General features: G+C 66.2%; 15 protein-coding genes. 10 read left to right on the top strand and 5 right to left on the bottom strand.

Features of this window, described 5'->3' with window-relative positions; genetic code table 11:
• From AC1MEQ_RS13270 to AC1MEQ_RS13250, 5 genes are all read left to right on the top strand, one after another.
• The gene (locus AC1MEQ_RS13270) at positions 1–1,401 is read left to right on the top strand and encodes an NAD-dependent succinate-semialdehyde dehydrogenase (RefSeq protein WP_479791307.1); all 1,401 of its coding nucleotides are present in this window, start codon (positions 1–3) and stop codon (positions 1,399–1,401) included.
• Between the two features lie 57 nt (positions 1,402–1,458).
• Positions 1,459–2,673 carry an AI-2E family transporter gene (locus AC1MEQ_RS13265; protein WP_479791306.1) on the top strand — a complete coding sequence of 405 codons (1,215 nt, stop codon included), beginning with the start codon at positions 1,459–1,461 and terminating at the stop codon, positions 2,671–2,673.
• A 288-nt stretch (positions 2,674–2,961) separates the two neighbouring features.
• A complete protein-coding gene (locus tag AC1MEQ_RS13260) occupies positions 2,962–3,861 on the top strand; it encodes an amidohydrolase family protein (protein WP_479791304.1) in 900 nt (299 codons plus the stop codon).
• Positions 3,862–4,251: 390 nt separating this feature from the next.
• Positions 4,252–5,385, top strand: coding sequence for an L-talarate/galactarate dehydratase (locus AC1MEQ_RS13255; RefSeq protein ID WP_479791302.1), 1,134 nt, complete (start codon positions 4,252–4,254; stop codon positions 5,383–5,385).
• A gap of 67 nt (positions 5,386–5,452) precedes the next feature.
• Positions 5,453–6,145: a FadR/GntR family transcriptional regulator gene (locus AC1MEQ_RS13250; RefSeq protein WP_479791301.1), complete on the top strand. Its 693-nt coding sequence runs from the start codon at positions 5,453–5,455 to the stop codon at positions 6,143–6,145.
• 65 nt (positions 6,146–6,210) lie between these two features.
• Here the strand turns inward: AC1MEQ_RS13250 and AC1MEQ_RS13245 are convergent, their stop codons facing one another.
• The 4 genes from AC1MEQ_RS13245 to AC1MEQ_RS13230 are packed head-to-tail and all read right to left on the bottom strand — an operon-like array spanning position 6,211 to position 9,760.
• The gene (locus tag AC1MEQ_RS13245) at positions 6,211–6,612 is read right to left on the bottom strand and encodes a universal stress protein (RefSeq protein WP_479791300.1); all 402 of its coding nucleotides are present in this window, start codon (positions 6,610–6,612) and stop codon (positions 6,211–6,213) included.
• The gene (locus AC1MEQ_RS13240) at positions 6,609–8,135 is read right to left on the bottom strand and encodes a tripartite tricarboxylate transporter permease (protein WP_479791299.1); all 1,527 of its coding nucleotides are present in this window, start codon (positions 8,133–8,135) and stop codon (positions 6,609–6,611) included. Before AC1MEQ_RS13240 ends, AC1MEQ_RS13245 begins: the two co-directional genes overlap by 4 nt.
• Positions 8,136–8,160: 25 nt before the next feature.
• Positions 8,161–8,727, bottom strand: coding sequence for a tripartite tricarboxylate transporter TctB family protein (locus tag AC1MEQ_RS13235; protein ID WP_479791297.1), 567 nt, complete (start codon positions 8,725–8,727; stop codon positions 8,161–8,163).
• A 31-nt stretch (positions 8,728–8,758) separates the two neighbouring features.
• On the bottom strand, positions 8,759–9,760 hold the full coding sequence (locus AC1MEQ_RS13230) for a tripartite tricarboxylate transporter substrate binding protein (RefSeq protein WP_479791295.1): 1,002 nt from the start codon (positions 9,758–9,760) through the stop codon (positions 8,759–8,761).
• A 153-nt stretch (positions 9,761–9,913) separates the two neighbouring features.
• Here AC1MEQ_RS13230 and AC1MEQ_RS13225 point away from each other — a divergent pair, with 153 nt between their 5' ends.
• The 5 genes from AC1MEQ_RS13225 (at position 9,914) to AC1MEQ_RS13205 (ending at position 15,883) form a co-directional block, all read left to right on the top strand.
• A complete protein-coding gene (locus AC1MEQ_RS13225) occupies positions 9,914–10,810 on the top strand; it encodes a LysR family transcriptional regulator (RefSeq protein ID WP_479791293.1) in 897 nt (298 codons plus the stop codon).
• A gap of 123 nt (positions 10,811–10,933) precedes the next feature.
• Positions 10,934–11,881, top strand: a complete 948-nt coding sequence (gene kdgD, locus AC1MEQ_RS13220; RefSeq protein WP_479791291.1) for a 5-dehydro-4-deoxyglucarate dehydratase — start codon at positions 10,934–10,936, stop codon at positions 11,879–11,881.
• A 41-nt stretch (positions 11,882–11,922) separates the two neighbouring features.
• Positions 11,923–13,530, top strand: coding sequence for an aldehyde dehydrogenase (NADP(+)) (locus tag AC1MEQ_RS13215; protein WP_479791290.1), 1,608 nt, complete (start codon positions 11,923–11,925; stop codon positions 13,528–13,530).
• Entirely contained in the window at positions 13,527–14,855 is a 1,329-nt protein-coding gene (locus AC1MEQ_RS13210) for an enolase C-terminal domain-like protein (RefSeq protein WP_479791288.1), read from the top strand. The genes AC1MEQ_RS13215 and AC1MEQ_RS13210 overlap by 4 nt, the downstream gene beginning before the upstream one ends.
• An 80-nt stretch (positions 14,856–14,935) precedes the next feature.
• The gene (locus AC1MEQ_RS13205) at positions 14,936–15,883 is read left to right on the top strand and encodes an AEC family transporter (protein ID WP_479791287.1); all 948 of its coding nucleotides are present in this window, start codon (positions 14,936–14,938) and stop codon (positions 15,881–15,883) included.
• Positions 15,884–16,046: 163 nt separating this feature from the next.
• Here AC1MEQ_RS13205 and AC1MEQ_RS13200 read toward each other — a convergent pair whose 3' ends face one another.
• Positions 16,047–17,366 (bottom strand): short-chain fatty acid transporter, encoded by a 1,320-nt coding sequence (locus tag AC1MEQ_RS13200; protein WP_479796133.1) that lies wholly within the window; start codon positions 17,364–17,366, stop codon positions 16,047–16,049.
• Positions 17,367–17,505 lie beyond the last annotated feature (139 nt).

The following is a 17,505-nucleotide window of genomic DNA, read 5'->3' as shown; positions in this document are numbered from 1 at the left end:
GTGCCAACCACCGCCCAGCAGTCCAACCAGCCCGGCTACCGCGTGTTGAACCCCGCCACGGGCGAGATCGTCGAGACCTTCGAAACCGCCACGGACGCACAGGTCGGCGAGGCCCTGGCCGCGGCTCAGTCCGCCTATGCCTCCTGGGGTTCGCTGCCGATCGCCGAGCGCGCCCCCATCGTCAAGCGCGTCGCCGAGCTGTTCACCGAACGCGCCGACGAGCTGGCCGCCACGATCACCGAGGAAATGGGCAAGCCCCTCTCGGAGTCCAAGGGCGAGGCGGAGTTCTGCACCGACATCTTCAACTATTTCGCCGATGAGGGCCCCACCCTGGCCGCCGACCAGGAGATCAAGGCCATCGGCGGCGGCCGCGCCATGGTCCAGCGCCTGCCCGTCGGTCCGCTGCTGGGCATCATGCCCTGGAACTACCCGTACTACCAGGTCGCCCGCTTTGTCGCCCCGAACCTGATGCTGGGCAACACGATCATCCTCAAGCACGCCGAGACCTGCCCGCGCTCCGCGCTAGCCATCCAGAAGATCATGGACGACGCCGGTGTCCCCGCAGGTGCCTACGTGAACCTGTTCGCCTCGCACGAGCAGATTGCCGACATCATCGCCGATCCGCGCATCCAGGGCGTCTCGCTGACCGGCTCCGAACGGGCCGGGGCCATCATCGGCCAGCTCGCCGGCCAGAACCTGAAGAAGGCCGTGCTGGAACTCGGCGGCTCCGACCCGTATGTGGTCCTGGATTCCGACGACGTCAAGGCCGCCGCCAAACTGGCCTGGGACACCCGGATCGAGAACACCGGCCAGGCCTGCAACTCCAACAAGCGCATGATCGTCATGGAGGACATCTACGACGAGTTCGTCGCCGGCCTCACCGAACAGGCAGACGGACTCCTCCCCGGGGACCCGGCCCAGGAGAACAAGGGGACGTTCGGACCGCTGTCCTCCCGCGCCGCCGCCGAAGCCCTGCACGAGCAGGTCCAGGACGCCGTCGCGAAGGGGGCCACCCTTCACGCCGGCGGAACCCTGCACGAGGGTCCGGCCTCCTACTACGCACCGGCGGTGCTGACCGGTATCACCGAGGACATGCGCGCCTACAGCGAGGAGCTCTTCGGTCCCGTCGCCGTCGTCTACAAGGTCTCCTCCGACGAAGAAGCGCTGAAGCTCGCGAACGACACCCGCTACGGCCTGGGCGGAGCGGTCTTCAGCACCGATGAGGACCGTGCCCGCCGCCTCGCCCAGCGGCTGGAGGTCGGCATGGCCAACGTCAACGGCATCGGCGAGGATGCCGACCTGCCGTTCGGCGGCGTCAAGCGATCCGGATTCGGTCGCGAGCTGGGCCCGCTGGGCATGGACGAGTTCGTGAACAAGCGCCTGTTGTACATCGCGGATTAGCTGGGGCGGCAGTGGTCCCTACCTTAGAGTGGGGACCATGACGACTGAGGCCACCGCATGAGTTTCCGCCCCTTCCGCCGCCGCAGACCTGCACAGGACGGTCCTGCCGTCCCCCTGGGGTCCGGGGGGCGCCACGCGCGCGTCGACGCGCTCGGAGCCGCCGACGTCCGCGTCGCCCCGACCGACCGGGTGGCGTTGCTGTGGTCCAGCGGACTGGGCCGCAGTGCGACGCGGGCCGGCCAGGTCCTGTTGCTCCTGGTCCTCGCCGGTGCCGCGGTGGTCGGTCTGGCCAAGGTCAGCGTGGTGGTCCTGCCGCTGCTGATTGCCCTGATCCTCACCAGCGCGCTCTGGCCATTGGTGCGGTTGATGCGCCGGTTCATGTCGTCCATGCTCGCCGCCTGGACGGTGTTCCTCGGGTCCTTCGTGATCCTTGGAGGCGTTGGAACCGGGATTGTCTTCGCCGTACGCGCCGAGTGGCCCGGGCTCGTCGACCAGGCGGTACAAGGCTTCAACCAGCTACAGGGCTTGGCGAAGAACCTGCCATTCCAAATCAGCCAGAGCCAGATCGATGAGGGCGTGAAGACCGTCACCGACTTCCTGACCAGCAAGCAGTTCGGTGCCGGGGCCCTGACCGGAATCTCCGCCGCAGGCAGTTTCTTCACCGGCCTGGTGCTGCTGTTGGTCATCATGTTCTTCTTCCTGAAGGACGGCGACAAGATCTGGGCCTTTTTCCTGTCCTGGATCCCCCGCAGCCACGAGCCCAAGTGGCAGGCCAGTGGTGACCGTACCCTGACCACCCTCGGCGGCTATATCCGCGGGACCGCGATCGTCGCATTGGTCGACGCGAGCGGCATCGGGATTGCCCTGTGGATCATGAATGTCCCCTTGGCCCTGCCGCTGGCGGCCATCGTGTTCATCAGCGCGTTCATCCCGATCGTCGGCGCGACGTTTGCCGGCATCCTGGCGACCTTGGTGGCCCTGGTGGCCAACGGCCCGGTCGTCGCGTTGATCGTGCTGGGCGTGGTGATCCTCGTGAACCAGCTCGAGGGCAACTTCCTGCAGCCGGTGGTCATGGGCCAGGCCCTCCACCTCCACGCGCTGGTCATCTTGCTGGCGTTGACGATCGGCACGGTGCTCAGCGGGATCGTCGGCGCCGTGCTGTCGGTGCCGCTGACGGCTGTCGGCTGGGCGGTCGTGAAGATCTGGAGCGGCCGGGATGCCGATGCCGTGGCCGCACACGAGGAGGAAACCCCTGCCCGGTCCCAGCAATAGGGATACCGGCGAATACCCACTCCACGTACAGCCGCCTCAAAGCTTTGGAGCCTAATGTCATAAGTACCTCATCAAGGTGCGAGTGATGCAAAAAGAGGCCCCAGCCGTCCCCCGGCTGGGGCCTTCATCATGTCCTGCTCCGCCGTCGCACCCAGCTCCCGGAGACTCCCCCATCCGCGTCGCGCTTCGCCCCCTTGGCCTCGGACCGTCTTGGCGCTCCGCCCCATGCGCTGCCTAGACTGCGACTGGTGGCCGAAACGACTACCGACTACTGGGAGGCCCCACAGCATGACAACCATTGGACCGACTTCGGACGCCGAGGTCCCTGGCTTCTTGCGGGCACTAGGCATCCCCGGGCTGGCCGACATCCACGTGCACTTCCTACCCGATCCGATGATGCGCAAGGTCTGGACGTATTTCGACGAGGCGGAACTGCACTACGGACGCGCCTGGCCCATCACCTACCGCACGAATGAGGAATCCCGGCTGACGACACTACGACGCCTCGGACTGCGGGCCGTCCCTGCCTTGTCGTACGCGCACAAGCCGGGAATGGCCGCATGGCTGAACGACTGGAGCCGGGAATTCGTCGATCGGGTCCCGGAAGCCGTGCATTGCGCGACGTTCTACCCCGAACCTGGTGCGGGCGATCAAGTACGCTGGCAAATCGGGGACGGTGCCCGGCTCTTCAAGATCCACCTCACTGTGGGCGGGTTCTCCCCCACCGACCCCCAACTCGACGATGCCTGGCTGGCCCTGGAGGAGTCCGGGACCCCGGTGGTCATCCATGCGGGCTCGGCACCCAGCAGCGGCGAATTCACCGGGCCGGCCCCCATCCGCCGGTTGCTGGAGCTCCATCCACGCCTGGTGTTGGTGATCGCCCATCAGGGCATGCCCGAATACGATGCATTCGCCGACCTTGTCGAGGAATATCCGAACGTCCATTTGGATACGACGATGGTGGGCACTGATTTCACCAATCAGTTCGCGCCGATGCCCCCGGGCTACCTCGAGCGGCTGCCCGGCCTGCGACAAAGGATCGTGCTCGGTTCCGACTTCCCGAACATCCCCTACCCGTACGCCCACCAGCTCGAGGCGCTGGCGCGGCTGGGATTCGGTGACACGTGGCTGCGCTCCGTGCTGTGGGAGAACGGTGCGCGCCTCATGCGCCTGAGCGAACAATGCTGACCCTGGCCCGGCCTGGCATACCCGGCCAACCCACACGCCCCATACAGGATCTGCCAAGGTTGGGTACTTAGAGTGGTGACTACCTCATAAAGGTGCGAGTGATGAATCGGGCCCCGACTTTCCCCCAAGCCGGGGCCCTCATCATGTCCGGAACCGCAACGTCGTGCAGCTTCTCATCGGCGGCTGCGGAATTCCCTACCGTGGTACGGGCGGGCTTCCGGCAGGACAGTCCCACCATGGCGGTCCCGCCGTTAAGACCCGCGGTGGCATCTTACGGCGAACGGGCGGTCGGTCGGTCCGGGTTCGGAAATTCACTCGAATCCTTACTTGTAATACAGCTTTCGTACTTGTATTATTGGTGGTCTCAGCCGCCAATCCAAGGACGTCCCCGTGACTTGTTCCCCCGATGCCATCCGGCACGTCAAGCTCTCGACCGCCACCCTCCCCCTGGCCACCCCTATCTCAGACGCCAAGGTCTTCACCGGCCGTCAGAAGCCGATGACCGAGGTCGTGTTCCTGTTCGCGGAGATCTCCACCGAGCAAGGACACGAGGGGCTCGGTTTCTCCTACTCCAAGCGCGCCGGAGGCCCCGCCCAGTACGCCCACGCACGCGAAGTCGCCGAGGTGATGATCGGGGAGGACCCCAACGACATCGCCAAGTTGTACAACAAGCTGCTCTGGGCCGGCGCCTCCGTCGGCCGCTCGGGAGTTGCCACACAGGCGCTCGCCGCATTGGACGTCGCCCTCTATGACCTGAAGGCCAAGCGGGCAGGGCTGCCGCTGGCCAAGCTTCTCGGGGCCCATCGCGACTCCGTGCGCACCTACAACACCTCCGGCGGTTTTCTCAACGCTTCAATCGAGGAGGTACGGGACCGCGCCACACGCTCCCTCGAGGACGGCATCGGCGGCATCAAGATCAAGGTCGGGCTTCCGGACAGCGCAGAAGACCTGCGCCGCGTGGCGGCCGTCCGCGAACACATCGGCCCGGATGTCCCGTTGATGGTCGACGCGAACCAGCAGTGGGACCGGGCCACGGCACTGCGCATGGGCCGGCGGCTGGAGGAATTCGAGCTGGCGTGGATCGAGGAACCGCTGGACGCATACGACGCCGAGGGACACGCGGCACTTGCCGCTACGTTGGACACCCCGATTGCCACCGGCGAGATGCTCGCCTCGGTGGCGGAACACGAACGGCTGATCGCCACTCGTGCCTGCGACATCATCCAGCCCGACGCGCCGCGCATTGGCGGCATCACCCAATTCCTCCGCCTGGCCACCCTGGCGGACCAGGCGGGTCTCGACCTGGCGCCGCATTTCGCCATGGAGATCCACCTCCACCTTGCGGCCGCCTACCCCCGTGAGCCCTGGGTCGAACACTTCGATTGGCTCGACCCGCTGTTCAACGAGCGCTTGGCGACCCAAAATGGCCGGATGATCGTACCGGATCGCCCCGGCCTGGGCATCACCTTCAGCGATCAAGCACGGGCATGGACCACGGCCTCGGTCGAATTCGGACGCCGCTGATCCCTGCCACGGTCGCCCGGGGCTTGCCGGGGCCATCGGGCGGCCGCACCATGACAACATGTTGACCATGAGCCGGAACCTGACGAGCAACCTCATTGAGCATCTCCGCCGCGAGATCGTCGAGGGGCGCATCGCCGCCGGGGAGAAACTGCCCAGCGAGGCGGCCCTGGTGGCCGAGCACGCGGTCAGCCGCACGGTGGTGCGCGAGGCCATGACCCGGCTGCAGGCCGAGGGCCTGGTGCACACGCGCAAAGGCAGCGGAAGCTTCGCCCTGACTCCCCCGGGCGATGTCCACGGGACGATTACCGCCCGCCTCCCCCGGACGCTGGAAGATCGGCATGCGTTGTTGGCCTTCCGCATCGGCATCGAATGCGAGGCGGCAGCACTAGCTGCCGCCGCGCACGCCCCCCGGCATCTGGCGACACTCGAAACGGCCCTCGCGTCCTTCGCGGAAGCCGGCGCATCCCCCGCCAACGCGCTGGCCCATGACTACGAGTTCCACCTCGCCGTCGCCCAAGCCAGCGGCAACCCGTACTTCACGGAACTGCTCTCCGGGCTAGGGCCCACGATGATTTCGATGCCTCGCCACCGGCTCGACATGACGAGTGCGGGTGGAAGCCATCTGGACGAAGTCACCGCCGAGCACCGGGCCGTGCTGGCCGCCATCGGGGCCGGGGATGCCCTGGCAGCCGCAGCGGCCATGCGCACGCATCTGGTGAACTCGCGCCGGCGCCTCGATGCCGTATCCGGGGAACGCTAGCGCGACACCTGACCGTCCCGGAAAGGGCAATGCCCCGACCCCGGGGTCGGGGCATTCCCAATGCCTCAGTTGCGGACAGCAGTCTTGACGGCCAACACCGGCCGGTCCGCCTGGAGCAGGATGCGTTGGGCGTGTGAGCCCATGATGAATTTGCCGACCTGGCTACGCTGGCGCAATCCGATGACGATCAGGCTGACGTCGTGTTCCACGGCGAGGTCCAGGAGCGCTTCTGCCAAGTCGTCGCGATGATTGGACTCGAGTACACGGACCTCCACCCCCTCTTCCACCGCCGCGCGCCGGATACGGTCCAAATCTTCCGGGGAAGCGGTCAACTTATCGACCAGGGCACCTTGCCGGGTCGAGTTCACAACCAACAGCTCTTCGCGACGTAGCCTGGCCTCCGCGAAGCCGGCGGACACGGCCGCCTCCCCCACGGGCGTGGGGACGTAACCGACGAGGATGCTCATGCGTTCTCCTTGATTTTGTTGTGGTCATCGGTGGCCGGGGCCTTGCGATGCGCCATCGCGGCCTTGACCATGGGCAGGACGGCGACAACGACGAAGACGACCAGAAGGGTGGCCGAGATCGGGCGGGTCATGAATCCGCCTAGATCCCCACCGAGTACCAGCAAGGAGCGCCGCAGATTGGATTCGAGCAGCGATCCCAGAACGAAGGCCAGGACCAGTGGGCCCGGCTCGAAACCGAACTTTTTCATCAGGTAGCCGACGGCCCCGAAGAGCACGACCAGCAGGACATCGAACATCGAGTTCCGGATCGTGTAGGCGCCCAGCAAGGTGATCAGGGCCGTGATGGGTGCCAGGATGGCACCACGTATCCGCAGGATCCGAACGAACAGCCCCACCAGTGGGATGGACATGATCAACAGCAGGATATTGCCGATGTACATCGAGTTGACGACACCCCAGAACAATTCCGGGTCCTCGGAGATGAGCTGTGGTCCCGGCGTGACGCCCTGGATGAGCAGCGCTCCGAAAATGATGGCCATGGTGGCATTGGCGGGGATGCCCAGGGTGAGCAGCGGGATGAAGGAGCTGGTGGCGGCAGCATTGTTGGCGGTCTCCGGCCCCGCGACCCCCTCCACAGCGCCCTTGCCGAAACGCTCGGGGTTCTTCGCCCTTTTCTTCTCGACAGCGTAGGCCGCCATCGACGAAATGGTGGCTCCACCACCGGGCAGGATGCCCAGGAAGAAGCCAAGGACCGAGCCACGCCCGATGGCCCCGGCGGACTGCTTCAGGTCCTGCTTGGACGGCCAGACGTTGGCTACCGTAGCCGGCGCCTGCGCGGCACGATGCCGCTCTTCCAGGTTGTAGAGGATTTCCCCGACGCCGAACAGGCCCATGGCCACCGGCACGAAGTCGATACCGTCGGCCAGGCTGAGGTTTCCGAAGGTGAAGCGTTCGGCACCGGTGAAGATGTCTCGTCCCACAGTGGCCAGCAGCAGGCCGAAACATGCGGCCACGAGGGCCTTGACCTTGGCGCCGTTGCTGATGGTGGCCACCAGGAGTATGCCGACCAACGCCAAGGCGGTGTACTCCGGTGGCCCGAAGTCCAGGGCAAAGCTAGCCACGAGCGGGGCCAGAAAGGTCAGGCCGATGATCGAGATGGTGCCACCGATGAATGAGCCGATGGCTGCGATGCCCAGCGCAGTTCCCGCTTTGCCCTTCTTGGCGAGCATGTATCCGTCGAAGACGGTGACTACTGAACTTGCCTCACCGGGCAAGCGGAGCAGGACCGAGGTTATGGTCCCGCCATATTGGGCTCCGTAGAAGATGCCCGCCAGCATGATGATGGCGGTAACGGGTTCGATCCCGTACGTCAGCGGAAGCAGGATGGCTATGGTCGCCGCCGGACCCAGACCCGGCAAGACGCCGATGAGCATGCCGATGACGACGCCGATGAGGCAATAGAGCAAATTTGAGGGGTCAAGGACGACGCCGAAGCCGTCGAGAACCGGTTGCAGGAAATCCATGCGTAAACCTTCAGTTCAGGGGCTGCTAGAAGAGGTGAGGAATGGAGGTTCCCAAAGCCAGGATGAAGATCCCGTAAAAGGCGGCTACAACCAGCAGTGAATAGAGAATGGTGCCACGCCAGGACTCTCCGCCCAGGAACTTCATCCAGACCAGGCACAAGAGCAATGCGGGCACTTCGAAGCCAATCAGCGGCATCAGCCCGACCATGACCAGAAGCGTCACGAATCCGATGCCTGCCAGCCACGAAAGATTGGAAAACTTCTCGCCATCACTTCCCCCGCGCCGCCCCATGACAAGCTGGGCGAGCGCGAGGACGGCAATGAGAAGGCTCACGAGAAACGGCCACATTCCGGGTCGGGGCTGGGATGGCGAGCCCAGCCCCAACGCGACAGAACCGAGGATCCCGGCCACGCCCAACACCAGCACCACCAGCGACGAAACCAGGTTGGCCGTCGGCCCCGCGGGCGGCGGGGTTTCGGCCTCCCATTGGGCGGCGAGCTCGTCCGGCGTCAGTTCGCTGTCGACATCGACGGTGACAGGGTCACTTTCAACGGAAGGGTCACGAGGCGGCGACATGATGGCTCGATTCATAGTGGCGGCCGGGTGGCCTTCGGGGTCTTGGCTACTTGCTGGACAGCGAGATGTCGTACTTCTTGGTGAGCTCCTTGTACTTGGCGGCCAAGTCGTTCCACTGCTGGACGACTTCCTCGCCGGAGATCTCCTTGGGAGTGAGCATGTTCTTCTCGTTGAATTCCTTGTAGCTGTCCTTTGCCTGTGTCTTCTCAACGGAGTCGACGAGTTTGGCCTTGACGTCCTCGGGCAGTCCCTTCGGCGCGGCCAGGGCGCGGTACTGGGAGACCGGGACCTCGTAGCCCTCCTCGATGGCGGTGGGCACGTCGGGCAGGTAGGTATTGCGGTCCTCGGAGAAGATCACGATCGGCTTGACCGTGCCGGCATCAATCTGCGGTTTCGCTTCGCCGAGCTGGATGGTGGCCAACTGGACCTGGTTTCCCATCACTGCCGTCAGCGCCGGGGAGCCCGAGTCGAAGGGCACTTCAGTGCCCTTGATGCCGGCCTGGGCAAACAGGATGGCCTGCGACAGCTGGGAACCGGTACCGACTCCGGTGGTACCGAAAGTCAGCGACTTCGAACTCTTCTTGACGTCGTCCAGGGTCTCGAGTCCGGAGTCAGCACTGGCGACGAGGACGTAGTCATCCTGGGACAGGCCCTTGATGACATCCAGGTCATCCAATGAAACCGTCTCCGCGTCGGAGACAGCCAGCGGCGTGATGGTGATCAGGGAGGCGTTGAGCAGGATGAGGTTCTGGCCGTCAGGATCCATACCCGCCACTTCCTGGGTGGCCAGAGCGCCATTGGCCCCCGCCTTGTTCACCACTGGAACTGCGACGCCGAGCTGGTCTGCCATGCCTTCGGCCGTCGTCCGCGCGATGAGATCGGTGGATCCGCCGGCGTCCTGGCCGACTGTCAGGGTGATCGGTCCTTCGGGGAACTTGCCCTCCCCGGCGGCCGAGCCGCCAACATTCCCGCCACAGGCGGTCAGGGCCAGGAGGGCAGAGGCTGCGGTGACACCGAGCAGTGCGCGGCGACTGTGGTTCTTCTTCACGGGAGAGCTCCTCATTTTGGTCGTTGCTGCTTCGCGAGTGATGCAAGCGGCACAGTGTGAAGGAAATCACCTTCAACTGGGTTCCGAGCTTAGGAAGACAGTACGATGCAAGTCCAACCCCAATACTGCATTGTGTAATACCGGAAAGGCATCATGTTTACTCTGGACCAAGCACGCAGTTTCATCGCGGTGGCCGAGGAATTGCACTTCGGTCGGGCCGCTGAGCGCCTGAACATGACCCAGCCCCCACTGAGCCGACAGATCCAGAAGCTCGAGAAAACCCTCGCAGTCGACCTGCTGGAACGCAGCAACCGTCGAGTCACCCTCACCGCAGCGGGCCAGGCCTTCCTCGGCGAGGCGCGCAAGCTGGTCATCGCCGCCGAACGCGCCCCGCAAACGGCCCGTAACATCGCCGCAGGACGAGCCGGCGTCCTCAAGATCGGATTCACGGCGGCCTCCGGGTACAACTTGCTGGGTCCCCTGCTGACCCAGATCTCCGAGGCCCTGCCCGACGTCGATGTGGAGCTACTCGAAATGGTGACCGGCGAACAGGTCGTCGCGCTCCGTGACGGCGATCTGGATCTGGGACTTGCCCGCCCGCCATTCGATTCGGACGCCTTCCACTCGCAGCTGCTCTTCTCGGAGAACCTCGCGCTCGCCGTGCCATCCGGCCACCCATTGGATGCGCTCAGAAACCCGATCACCGAGGCCGATTTGAAGAACCAGCCGCTCATCATGCATTCGCCAACCTCGGCCCGCTACTTCTATGACCTCGCCGTCCGGCATGTCCCCATCGCCCACGGAAACGTCGTGCATACGGTCAGCCAGATCCTGACGATGGTCGCCCTGGTGGCCGCCGGGCGCGGCGTTGCACTCGTCCCGGAGTCCGCGAGTTTGCTGGGCATCGACGGCGTGTCCTACCTTCCCCTCGCCGGGGTCCCCACCGATGTGGTGGAACTGCATGCCATCTGGCGTCGGGACTCCCCCAACCCGGCCCTGCACCGGCTACTGGGAGCCACCGGCTTGGGACCCGGGGCCGAGCTCCACTGAATACCTTTAGTGCATCAATCAATACAAAATAGGGCTTGGACAGGCATCACTAGTGCTCCATAGTGTGAGACCAAAGCACTCCCCGACCGCGGCAGCGCAACTTGAACGCTAAGGAAGATACCGATGGCCACCTATAGCCCCCACGAACTTGCCACCACGCTAAAGGACGGCCTGCTGTCATTTCCGGTGACCGCGTTTGATTCCGACCTCAACGTCGACGAGGCAAAGTACCGGGAGCATCTCTCGTGGCAGGCGAGCTTCGGCGTCGCCGGCCTGTTCGCTGCAGGAGGGACCGGCGAGGGGTTCAGCCTGACCGTCGAGGAATCGGCGCACGTGGTGAGGATGGCCGTCGAGGAAGCCGGCTCCCGCGTCCCGGTGCTGGCATCCGCCGGCGGGTCCACCGCCCAGGCGATCCGCAACACCCAGGACGCCGAGGCCGCCGGAGCCGAGGGCCTGTTGTTGCTGCCCCCCTACCTCACCGAATGCGACCAGCACGGACTGGAAGCCCACGTTTCCCGGGTATGCGCCGCCACGAAGATCGGCGTCATCGTCTACAACCGGGCCAACGCGATCTACTCGGCCGAGACAGTCGCCAACCTGGCCGCCCGCCACGAGAACTTCATCGGCTTCAAGGACGCGACCGGTGACATCGAGCACCTGACCCGGGTCTACTCGCGTAATGGCGACCGGCTGTTCTACTTGGGCGGGCTGCCCACGGCCGAAACGTTCGCGCTGCCGCTGTTGCAGCTGGGCATGAGCACGTACTCCTCGGCCATGTACAACTTCGTCCCCGAATTCGCCCTGGAGTTCTACCGCGACGTGCGCAACCTGGACCACGCGGCGGTGACGGAGAAGCTCAACCGTTTCGTCCTTCCCTACATCGATATCCGGGATCGTGCCGCAGGGTACGGCGTCTCCATCGTCAAGGGCGGCCTCAAGGCCATCGGCCGCGACAACGGCCCGGTCCGCACGCCGCTTCAGGACCTGACCGAGAGCGACCTGGCCGATTTGGGGGCACTCATCACCTCGGCCGGGATCCGCCCCAGCACGCCCGTCGCGCAGACCGCCTGAATAGCCCACCCGACCTCCGAACCAGCAAGGGAGCACCACTGATGCCCACACAGACCAGCACTCTTCACGGACACTCGATCATCGCCGGCCGGGCCACCGCCGGCACCGGCGACACAGTCAACGGCTTCAACCCCGCCACCAACACGGCGCTCGAACCGGCTTACACCCTGATCGGCCACGAGCAGCTCGCCACCGCCACGGCGGCTGCCCGGGAGGCCTTCGCCTCGTTCAGCAGCCTGGACCCCGACACGCATGCCCGCTTCCTGGAGAAGATCGCCGCGAACATCGAGGCCAACGGCGCAGCCATCATCGAGCGGGCCATGGCCGAATCCGGCCTCCCCCGGGCACGCCTGACCGGCGAGCTGGGGCGCACCGCCAACCAGCTGCGCCTCTTCGCGACCGTCGTGCGCATCGGGGACCACCGCGGCGTCCGCGTCGACCCGGCACTGCCGGACCGCACCCCGATGCCACGCGTCGACATCCGCCAACGCCACGTGCCGTTGGGTCCCGTCGCCGTCTTCGGCGCGAGCAACTTCCCACTGGCCTTCTCCACCGCCGGCGGGGACACCGCGTCCGCCCTGGCCGCCGGCTGCCCGGTGGTCTTCAAGGCCCACAATGCCCACCCGGGCACCAGCGAACTCGTGGGCCAGGCCATCACCGACGCCGTCGCCTCCTTCGACCTGCACCCGGGCGTGTTCTCCCTGATCTACGGTCCCGGCCGCAGCATCGGCCAGGCCCTGGTCACCGACCCCGCCATCAAGGCCGTCGGCTTCACCGGATCCCGCACCGGCGGCCTCGCCCTGGTGGCAGCGGCCGCGGCACGCCAGGAGCCGATCCCGGTCTACGCCGAGATGAGCTCCATCAACCCGGTCTTCGTCTTCCCCGGAGCCCTGGAGAACGACGCCGCTGCCCTCGCGGCTGCCTATGTCACCTCGGTGACCGGGTCCTCCGGCCAGCTGTGCACGGCCCCCGGCCTGGTCTTTGTGCCCTCCGGGGAGGCCGGCGACCGCTTCGTCACCGCCATCTCCGGTGCCGTCACCAGTGCCTCCGGCCAGACGATGCTCACCAGCGGGATCGCCGGCTCCTGGCACAGCGGAGTGGATGCCCTGGCCGCCCAGGCCGGCGTCGACCTCGTCGGACGGGGTGCCGAGGGAGCCACGGAGAACGCGCCCGCGCCGTCGGTTTTCGGCACCACGGTCGACACCTTCCTGGCGAACGAGGTCCTGCACGAGGAGATCTTCGGGGCCGCATCGCTGGTGATCCGCTATGCAGATGCGGCCGAACTCACCGCTGCTGCCGAGCGGCTCGAGGGCCAGCTCACGGCGACGCTCCAGCTGCGCGACGGCGACCACGAACTGGCCGCGGCCCTCATCCCCGTCCTGGAACGCAAGGTCGGACGCATCCTGGCCAACGGCTGGCCCACCGGCGTCGAGGTCGGGCATGCCATGGTCCACGGTGGGCCGTCGCCGGCCACCTCCGATTCCCGCACCACGTCCGTGGGCAGCCTGGCCATCGAGCGCTTCCTGCGCCCGGTCGCCTACCAGAACCTGCCCGAGGCCCTGCTGCCCACCCCGCTGCTGGAGGCCAACCCGTGGAACCTGAACCGGCGCATCGACGGCCGCATCCAGCTGGCAGGAGGCGGGGCGTGAGCGCCGCACCGACCATCGCGGGGCTCGAGGTCGTCCCCGTCGCCGGACGGGACTCGATGCTGCTCAACCTCTCCGGAGCCCACGGGCCGTTCTTCACGCGCAACATCGTCATCATCACCGATTCCGACGGGCGCACCGGGCTGGGCGAAGTGCCCGGAGGCGAGAAGATCCGCGCGACCATCGAGGAGGCCGGGGCCCTGGTCCAGGGCCAGCCCGTGGCCCGCTTCCGGTCGCTTCTGCGCCAGATCTCTTCTCGGTTCGCCGACCGCGATTCGGGTGGGCGGGGACTGCAGACCTTCGACCTGCGCACCACGGTTCATGCGGTCACCGGCGTCGAATCTGCACTCCTGGACCTGCAGGGCCAGATCCTGGGCGTCCCGGTGGCCGAGCTGCTCGGTGATGGCCAGCAGCGCGACGCCGTCCCCATGCTCGGCTACCTGTTCTACGTCGGCAATCCGGATGCCACGAGCCTGCCCTACCTGCGCGAGCCCGACGGCGCCGATGACTGGCAGCGTCTGCGGCGCGAAGAGGCCATGACACCCGAGGCGATCGTGCGTCTGGCCGAAGCCGCACAGGCACGCTACGGTTTCGCTGACTTCAAGCTCAAGGGCGGGGTCCTCTCCGGCGACGAGGAAGTCGATGCGGTCACGGCGTTGAAGCAGCGCTTCCCGGACGCCCGTATCACGCTCGATCCCAACGGCGGCTGGCTGCTGGAGGAGGCCATCCGCCTCGGACACCGCATGAACGGGGTCGTCGCCTATGCGGAGGACCCGTGTGGCCCGGAGGGAAAGTTCTCCGGGCGGGAAGTGATGTCCGAGTTCCGCCGGGCGACCGGCCTGCGCACGGCCACCAACATGATTGCCACGGACTGGCGGGAGATGGCCCACGCGATCCGCACCAACGCCGTGGACATCCCGCTGGCGGATCCGCACTTCTGGACGATGTCCGGATCGGTCCGGGTGGCCCAGCTCTGCAACGAGTTCGGATTGACTTGGGGCTCGCATTCCAACAACCACTTCGATATCTCTCTGGCCATGTTCACGCAGGTCGGTGCGGCCGCCCCGGGTCAGATCACCGCCCTGGACACGCACTGGATCTGGCAGGACGGGCAGGGCCTGACCCGGGACCCGCTGCTGATCCGCGATGGCGAGATCAAGGTCCCCATCCGGCCTGGTCTCGGGGTCGAATTGGACCGTGCTCGCCTGGACGAGGCACACCAGTTGTATCTGGAGCACGGGTTGGGTTCGCGGGACGACGCCGCTGCCATGCAGTACCTCATCGAGGGTTGGGAGTTCGATCCCAAACGCCCCTGTCTGGTGCGCTAGGTTCGGATTTCATTAGTTCCAGACAAGTTCCGGGGCCGGTGGCACGTGTGCCGCCGGCCCCACCCGCGTGGAGGTAGCCGGTGGACGGTGTATTGACCGGCTTCGGGATCGTGCTGATCCTGATCGCCATCGGATTCGGTGCCGCCGCGCTGCTGCCGTCCCACACACCGGCAATGCAGAAGGGCCTCACCCCGGCGATCTACTACATCACCAACCCCGCGCTGATGTTCATCCTGCTGGCAGAGACGGATCTCGGCGCGGTGATCGGCGTCTACACGCCGGTCGCGCTCGCCACCGCGGCGGTGACCGGCGGCGTCTTCGCGCTGCTGAGCCGCTTCGCCCTGCACCGAAGGGCAGCGCACGTCGCCGTGGGGGCCATGTCCGCCTCGTACGTCAATGCGGGGAACATCGGCCTGCCGATCGCCCTGTACGCGGTGGGCAGTTCGACGCCGGTCGTCTCAGTGCTGTTGGCCCAGCTGCTGGTGGTCGCCCCGATCTACCTGGCGCTGTTCTCGTGGTGCACGCGGCGGGCTTCGACGGCCCCGCCGGGTGGCCGTGCGGGATGGGTATCCGGGACATTGCGCTCGCTGGCGAACCCCGTCACGGTCGCGACCGCTGCCGGGGCGCTGTTCGCCGCGGCGGGCTGGTCGCTGCCCGAGGTCGTCTGGACCCCGATCGAGATGCTGGGGCATGCGTCGATCCCGCTGCTCCTGGTCCTCTTCGGCATGGGCCTCTACGGGCAGAAGCCCCTCGGCGAGCGTTCGGTGCGTGCCGACGTCGTGCTGGCCTTGGTGGTGAAGCTGGCCTTCATGCCGTGCGTGGCGTGGGTGCTGGGGCACCTGGTCTTCGGGGTTTCCGGTACCGCGCTCTTCGGGGTCGTGGTCATGGCCGCGCTGCCGACGGCGCAGAACGTCTACCTGTTCTCCAGCCAGTTCCGCATGCCCACGGCCGCCGCGCGTGACGTCATCTTCCTATCCTCGCTGCTCTCGCTGCCGGCGATCGCCGTCATTGCCCTGCTGTTGACGTGAACCTCCGGCGGCGTACGGGGAATCCCCACCCGGCTCACAGGCGCATCCAAGGTTGGCTTCCTAGAGTGGTGACTACCTCATAAAGGTGCGAGTGATGAATCGGGCCCCGGCTTTCCCCCAAGCCGGGGCCTTCATCATGTCCGGCGGCACCACGCCGCGGCGGTTACCACGACACGATGAGCAGCGTCGCGGCGAACACCAGTCCGGAGGCGACCAGCACGATGGTGGTGTAGCCGAGGATGTCGCGCATCTTCAACCCCGCGATGGCCAGCAGCGGAAGCGCCCAGAAGGGCTGGATCATGTTCGTCCACTGGTCGCCGTACGCCACCGCCATGATGGGGATCGACGGATCCACCCCCAGCTGCTCCGCGGCGGTGAGCATGATTGGTGCCTGGACGGCGAACTGCCCGCCGCCGGAGGGGACGAAGAAGTTCACGAGTCCCGCCGACAGGAAGGCGAGGACGCCAAACGTCTCCGGTGTGGAGATCGCCACGAAGGCGTCGGAGAACACCTGGATCAGCCCGGTGCCCTCCATGATGCCCAGGATTCCCGCGTAGAGCGGAAACTGCAGCAGGATCTCCCCGACGTTGGATGCGGCGTCCTTGGTCAGGGCGACGAGTTCGAACGGGTTGCGCACCAGCAGCAGGATCAGTGCCAGGAACGTCCAGTTCACGATGTCCAGGGTGACGGTCCCGCCTTGTACGAAGTGGATCACCAGGTAGGCAGCCAGCATGATGCCCAGCAGCAGGGTCGGCAGCCGGCTGGCGTCCACGCGATCCGCCGGGGTGACGATGTCCTCCTCGACCTTCACCCCTGTATCCCGGGCGTCGCGCTCCAGCTCCACGATCTTGTCGGCGTGCCGCGGCGCCACCAGGAACAGGGCGAACCCCACGACGACGATGGTGGCGAACGCGGCGATCATGTTCCACGTCGAGAAGGTCGTCTCCGAAATCGGCAGCGGGCCGCCGAGCTGCTTGGCGATGAACGAATCGGGGGTCGCCGCGGTCAGCGGACCGGATCCCGAGTAGCCCATGTGCCAGACGACGAAGCCGGCGAACCCGCAGGCGACGAGCATCGGGAAGTGCAACCGCAGGCCGCGTTCGCGTCCTTGTGCCGCGACTTCCTTGGCGAGCAGTGCACCGACGACCAGACCCAGCCCCCAGGTGATCAGCGAGGCCACCGCCGCGACGGCGAACACGAACAGGTAGGCCTGGATCGGCGTGCGCGGGATGCTGCCCAAAAACGCGAGCAGCTTCCGCACCGGCCGTGTGTTGGCCAGGATGTGGCCGAGCATGAGGACCAGGGCCATCTGGGTGATGAATGCCAGCAGCCCGGCCAGTCCGTCACCCCAGCTCTTGACGACGAGCACCGGCGAGGAGCCGGTCAGGAAAAGCGCCAGGACGGCGACGATGAACGTCAGCACGATGGCGAACACCAGTGCTGAGGGGATGAACTTCTCGACCAAGTGGTTGACCGGACGCATGGCACGCGAAATCGGCGTGCCCTGCTTGGCGGTCTCGGTGCGGCTCTGCACGAAAAAACACCTCGCGGGATGAAGGAGTGAGTGACGTCACCCACCCTAGCGCCAACGGTTCGCTGACTAGGGGGACAGCGTCCCCGGC

Source organism: Arthrobacter sp. ASL1, assembly GCF_056680475.1.
Note: the sequence above shows the minus strand (reverse complement) of the source record. Positions and strands in the feature narration are given on the sequence as shown.

Excerpts from the sequence above, each read along its gene's own strand:
- AC1MEQ_RS13250 (WP_479791301.1), top strand. The coding sequence starts at position 5,453 with ATGAGCCGGAACCTGACGAGCAACCTCATTGAGCATCTCCGCCGCGAG.
- AC1MEQ_RS13200 (WP_479796133.1), bottom strand. The coding sequence starts at position 17,366 with ATGCGTCCGGTCAACCACTTGGTCGAGAAGTTCATCCCCTCAGCACTG.
- AC1MEQ_RS13260 (WP_479791304.1), top strand. The coding sequence starts at position 2,962 with ATGACAACCATTGGACCGACTTCGGACGCCGAGGTCCCTGGCTTCTTG.
- AC1MEQ_RS13225 (WP_479791293.1), top strand. The coding sequence starts at position 9,914 with ATGTTTACTCTGGACCAAGCACGCAGTTTCATCGCGGTGGCCGAGGAA.
- kdgD (WP_479791291.1), top strand. The coding sequence starts at position 10,934 with ATGGCCACCTATAGCCCCCACGAACTTGCCACCACGCTAAAGGACGGC.
- AC1MEQ_RS13215 (WP_479791290.1), top strand. The coding sequence starts at position 11,923 with ATGCCCACACAGACCAGCACTCTTCACGGACACTCGATCATCGCCGGC.
- AC1MEQ_RS13265 (WP_479791306.1), top strand. The coding sequence starts at position 1,459 with ATGAGTTTCCGCCCCTTCCGCCGCCGCAGACCTGCACAGGACGGTCCT.
- AC1MEQ_RS13240 (WP_479791299.1), bottom strand. The coding sequence starts at position 8,135 with ATGGATTTCCTGCAACCGGTTCTCGACGGCTTCGGCGTCGTCCTTGAC.
- AC1MEQ_RS13235 (WP_479791297.1), bottom strand. The coding sequence starts at position 8,727 with ATGAATCGAGCCATCATGTCGCCGCCTCGTGACCCTTCCGTTGAAAGT.
- AC1MEQ_RS13245 (WP_479791300.1), bottom strand. The coding sequence starts at position 6,612 with ATGAGCATCCTCGTCGGTTACGTCCCCACGCCCGTGGGGGAGGCGGCC.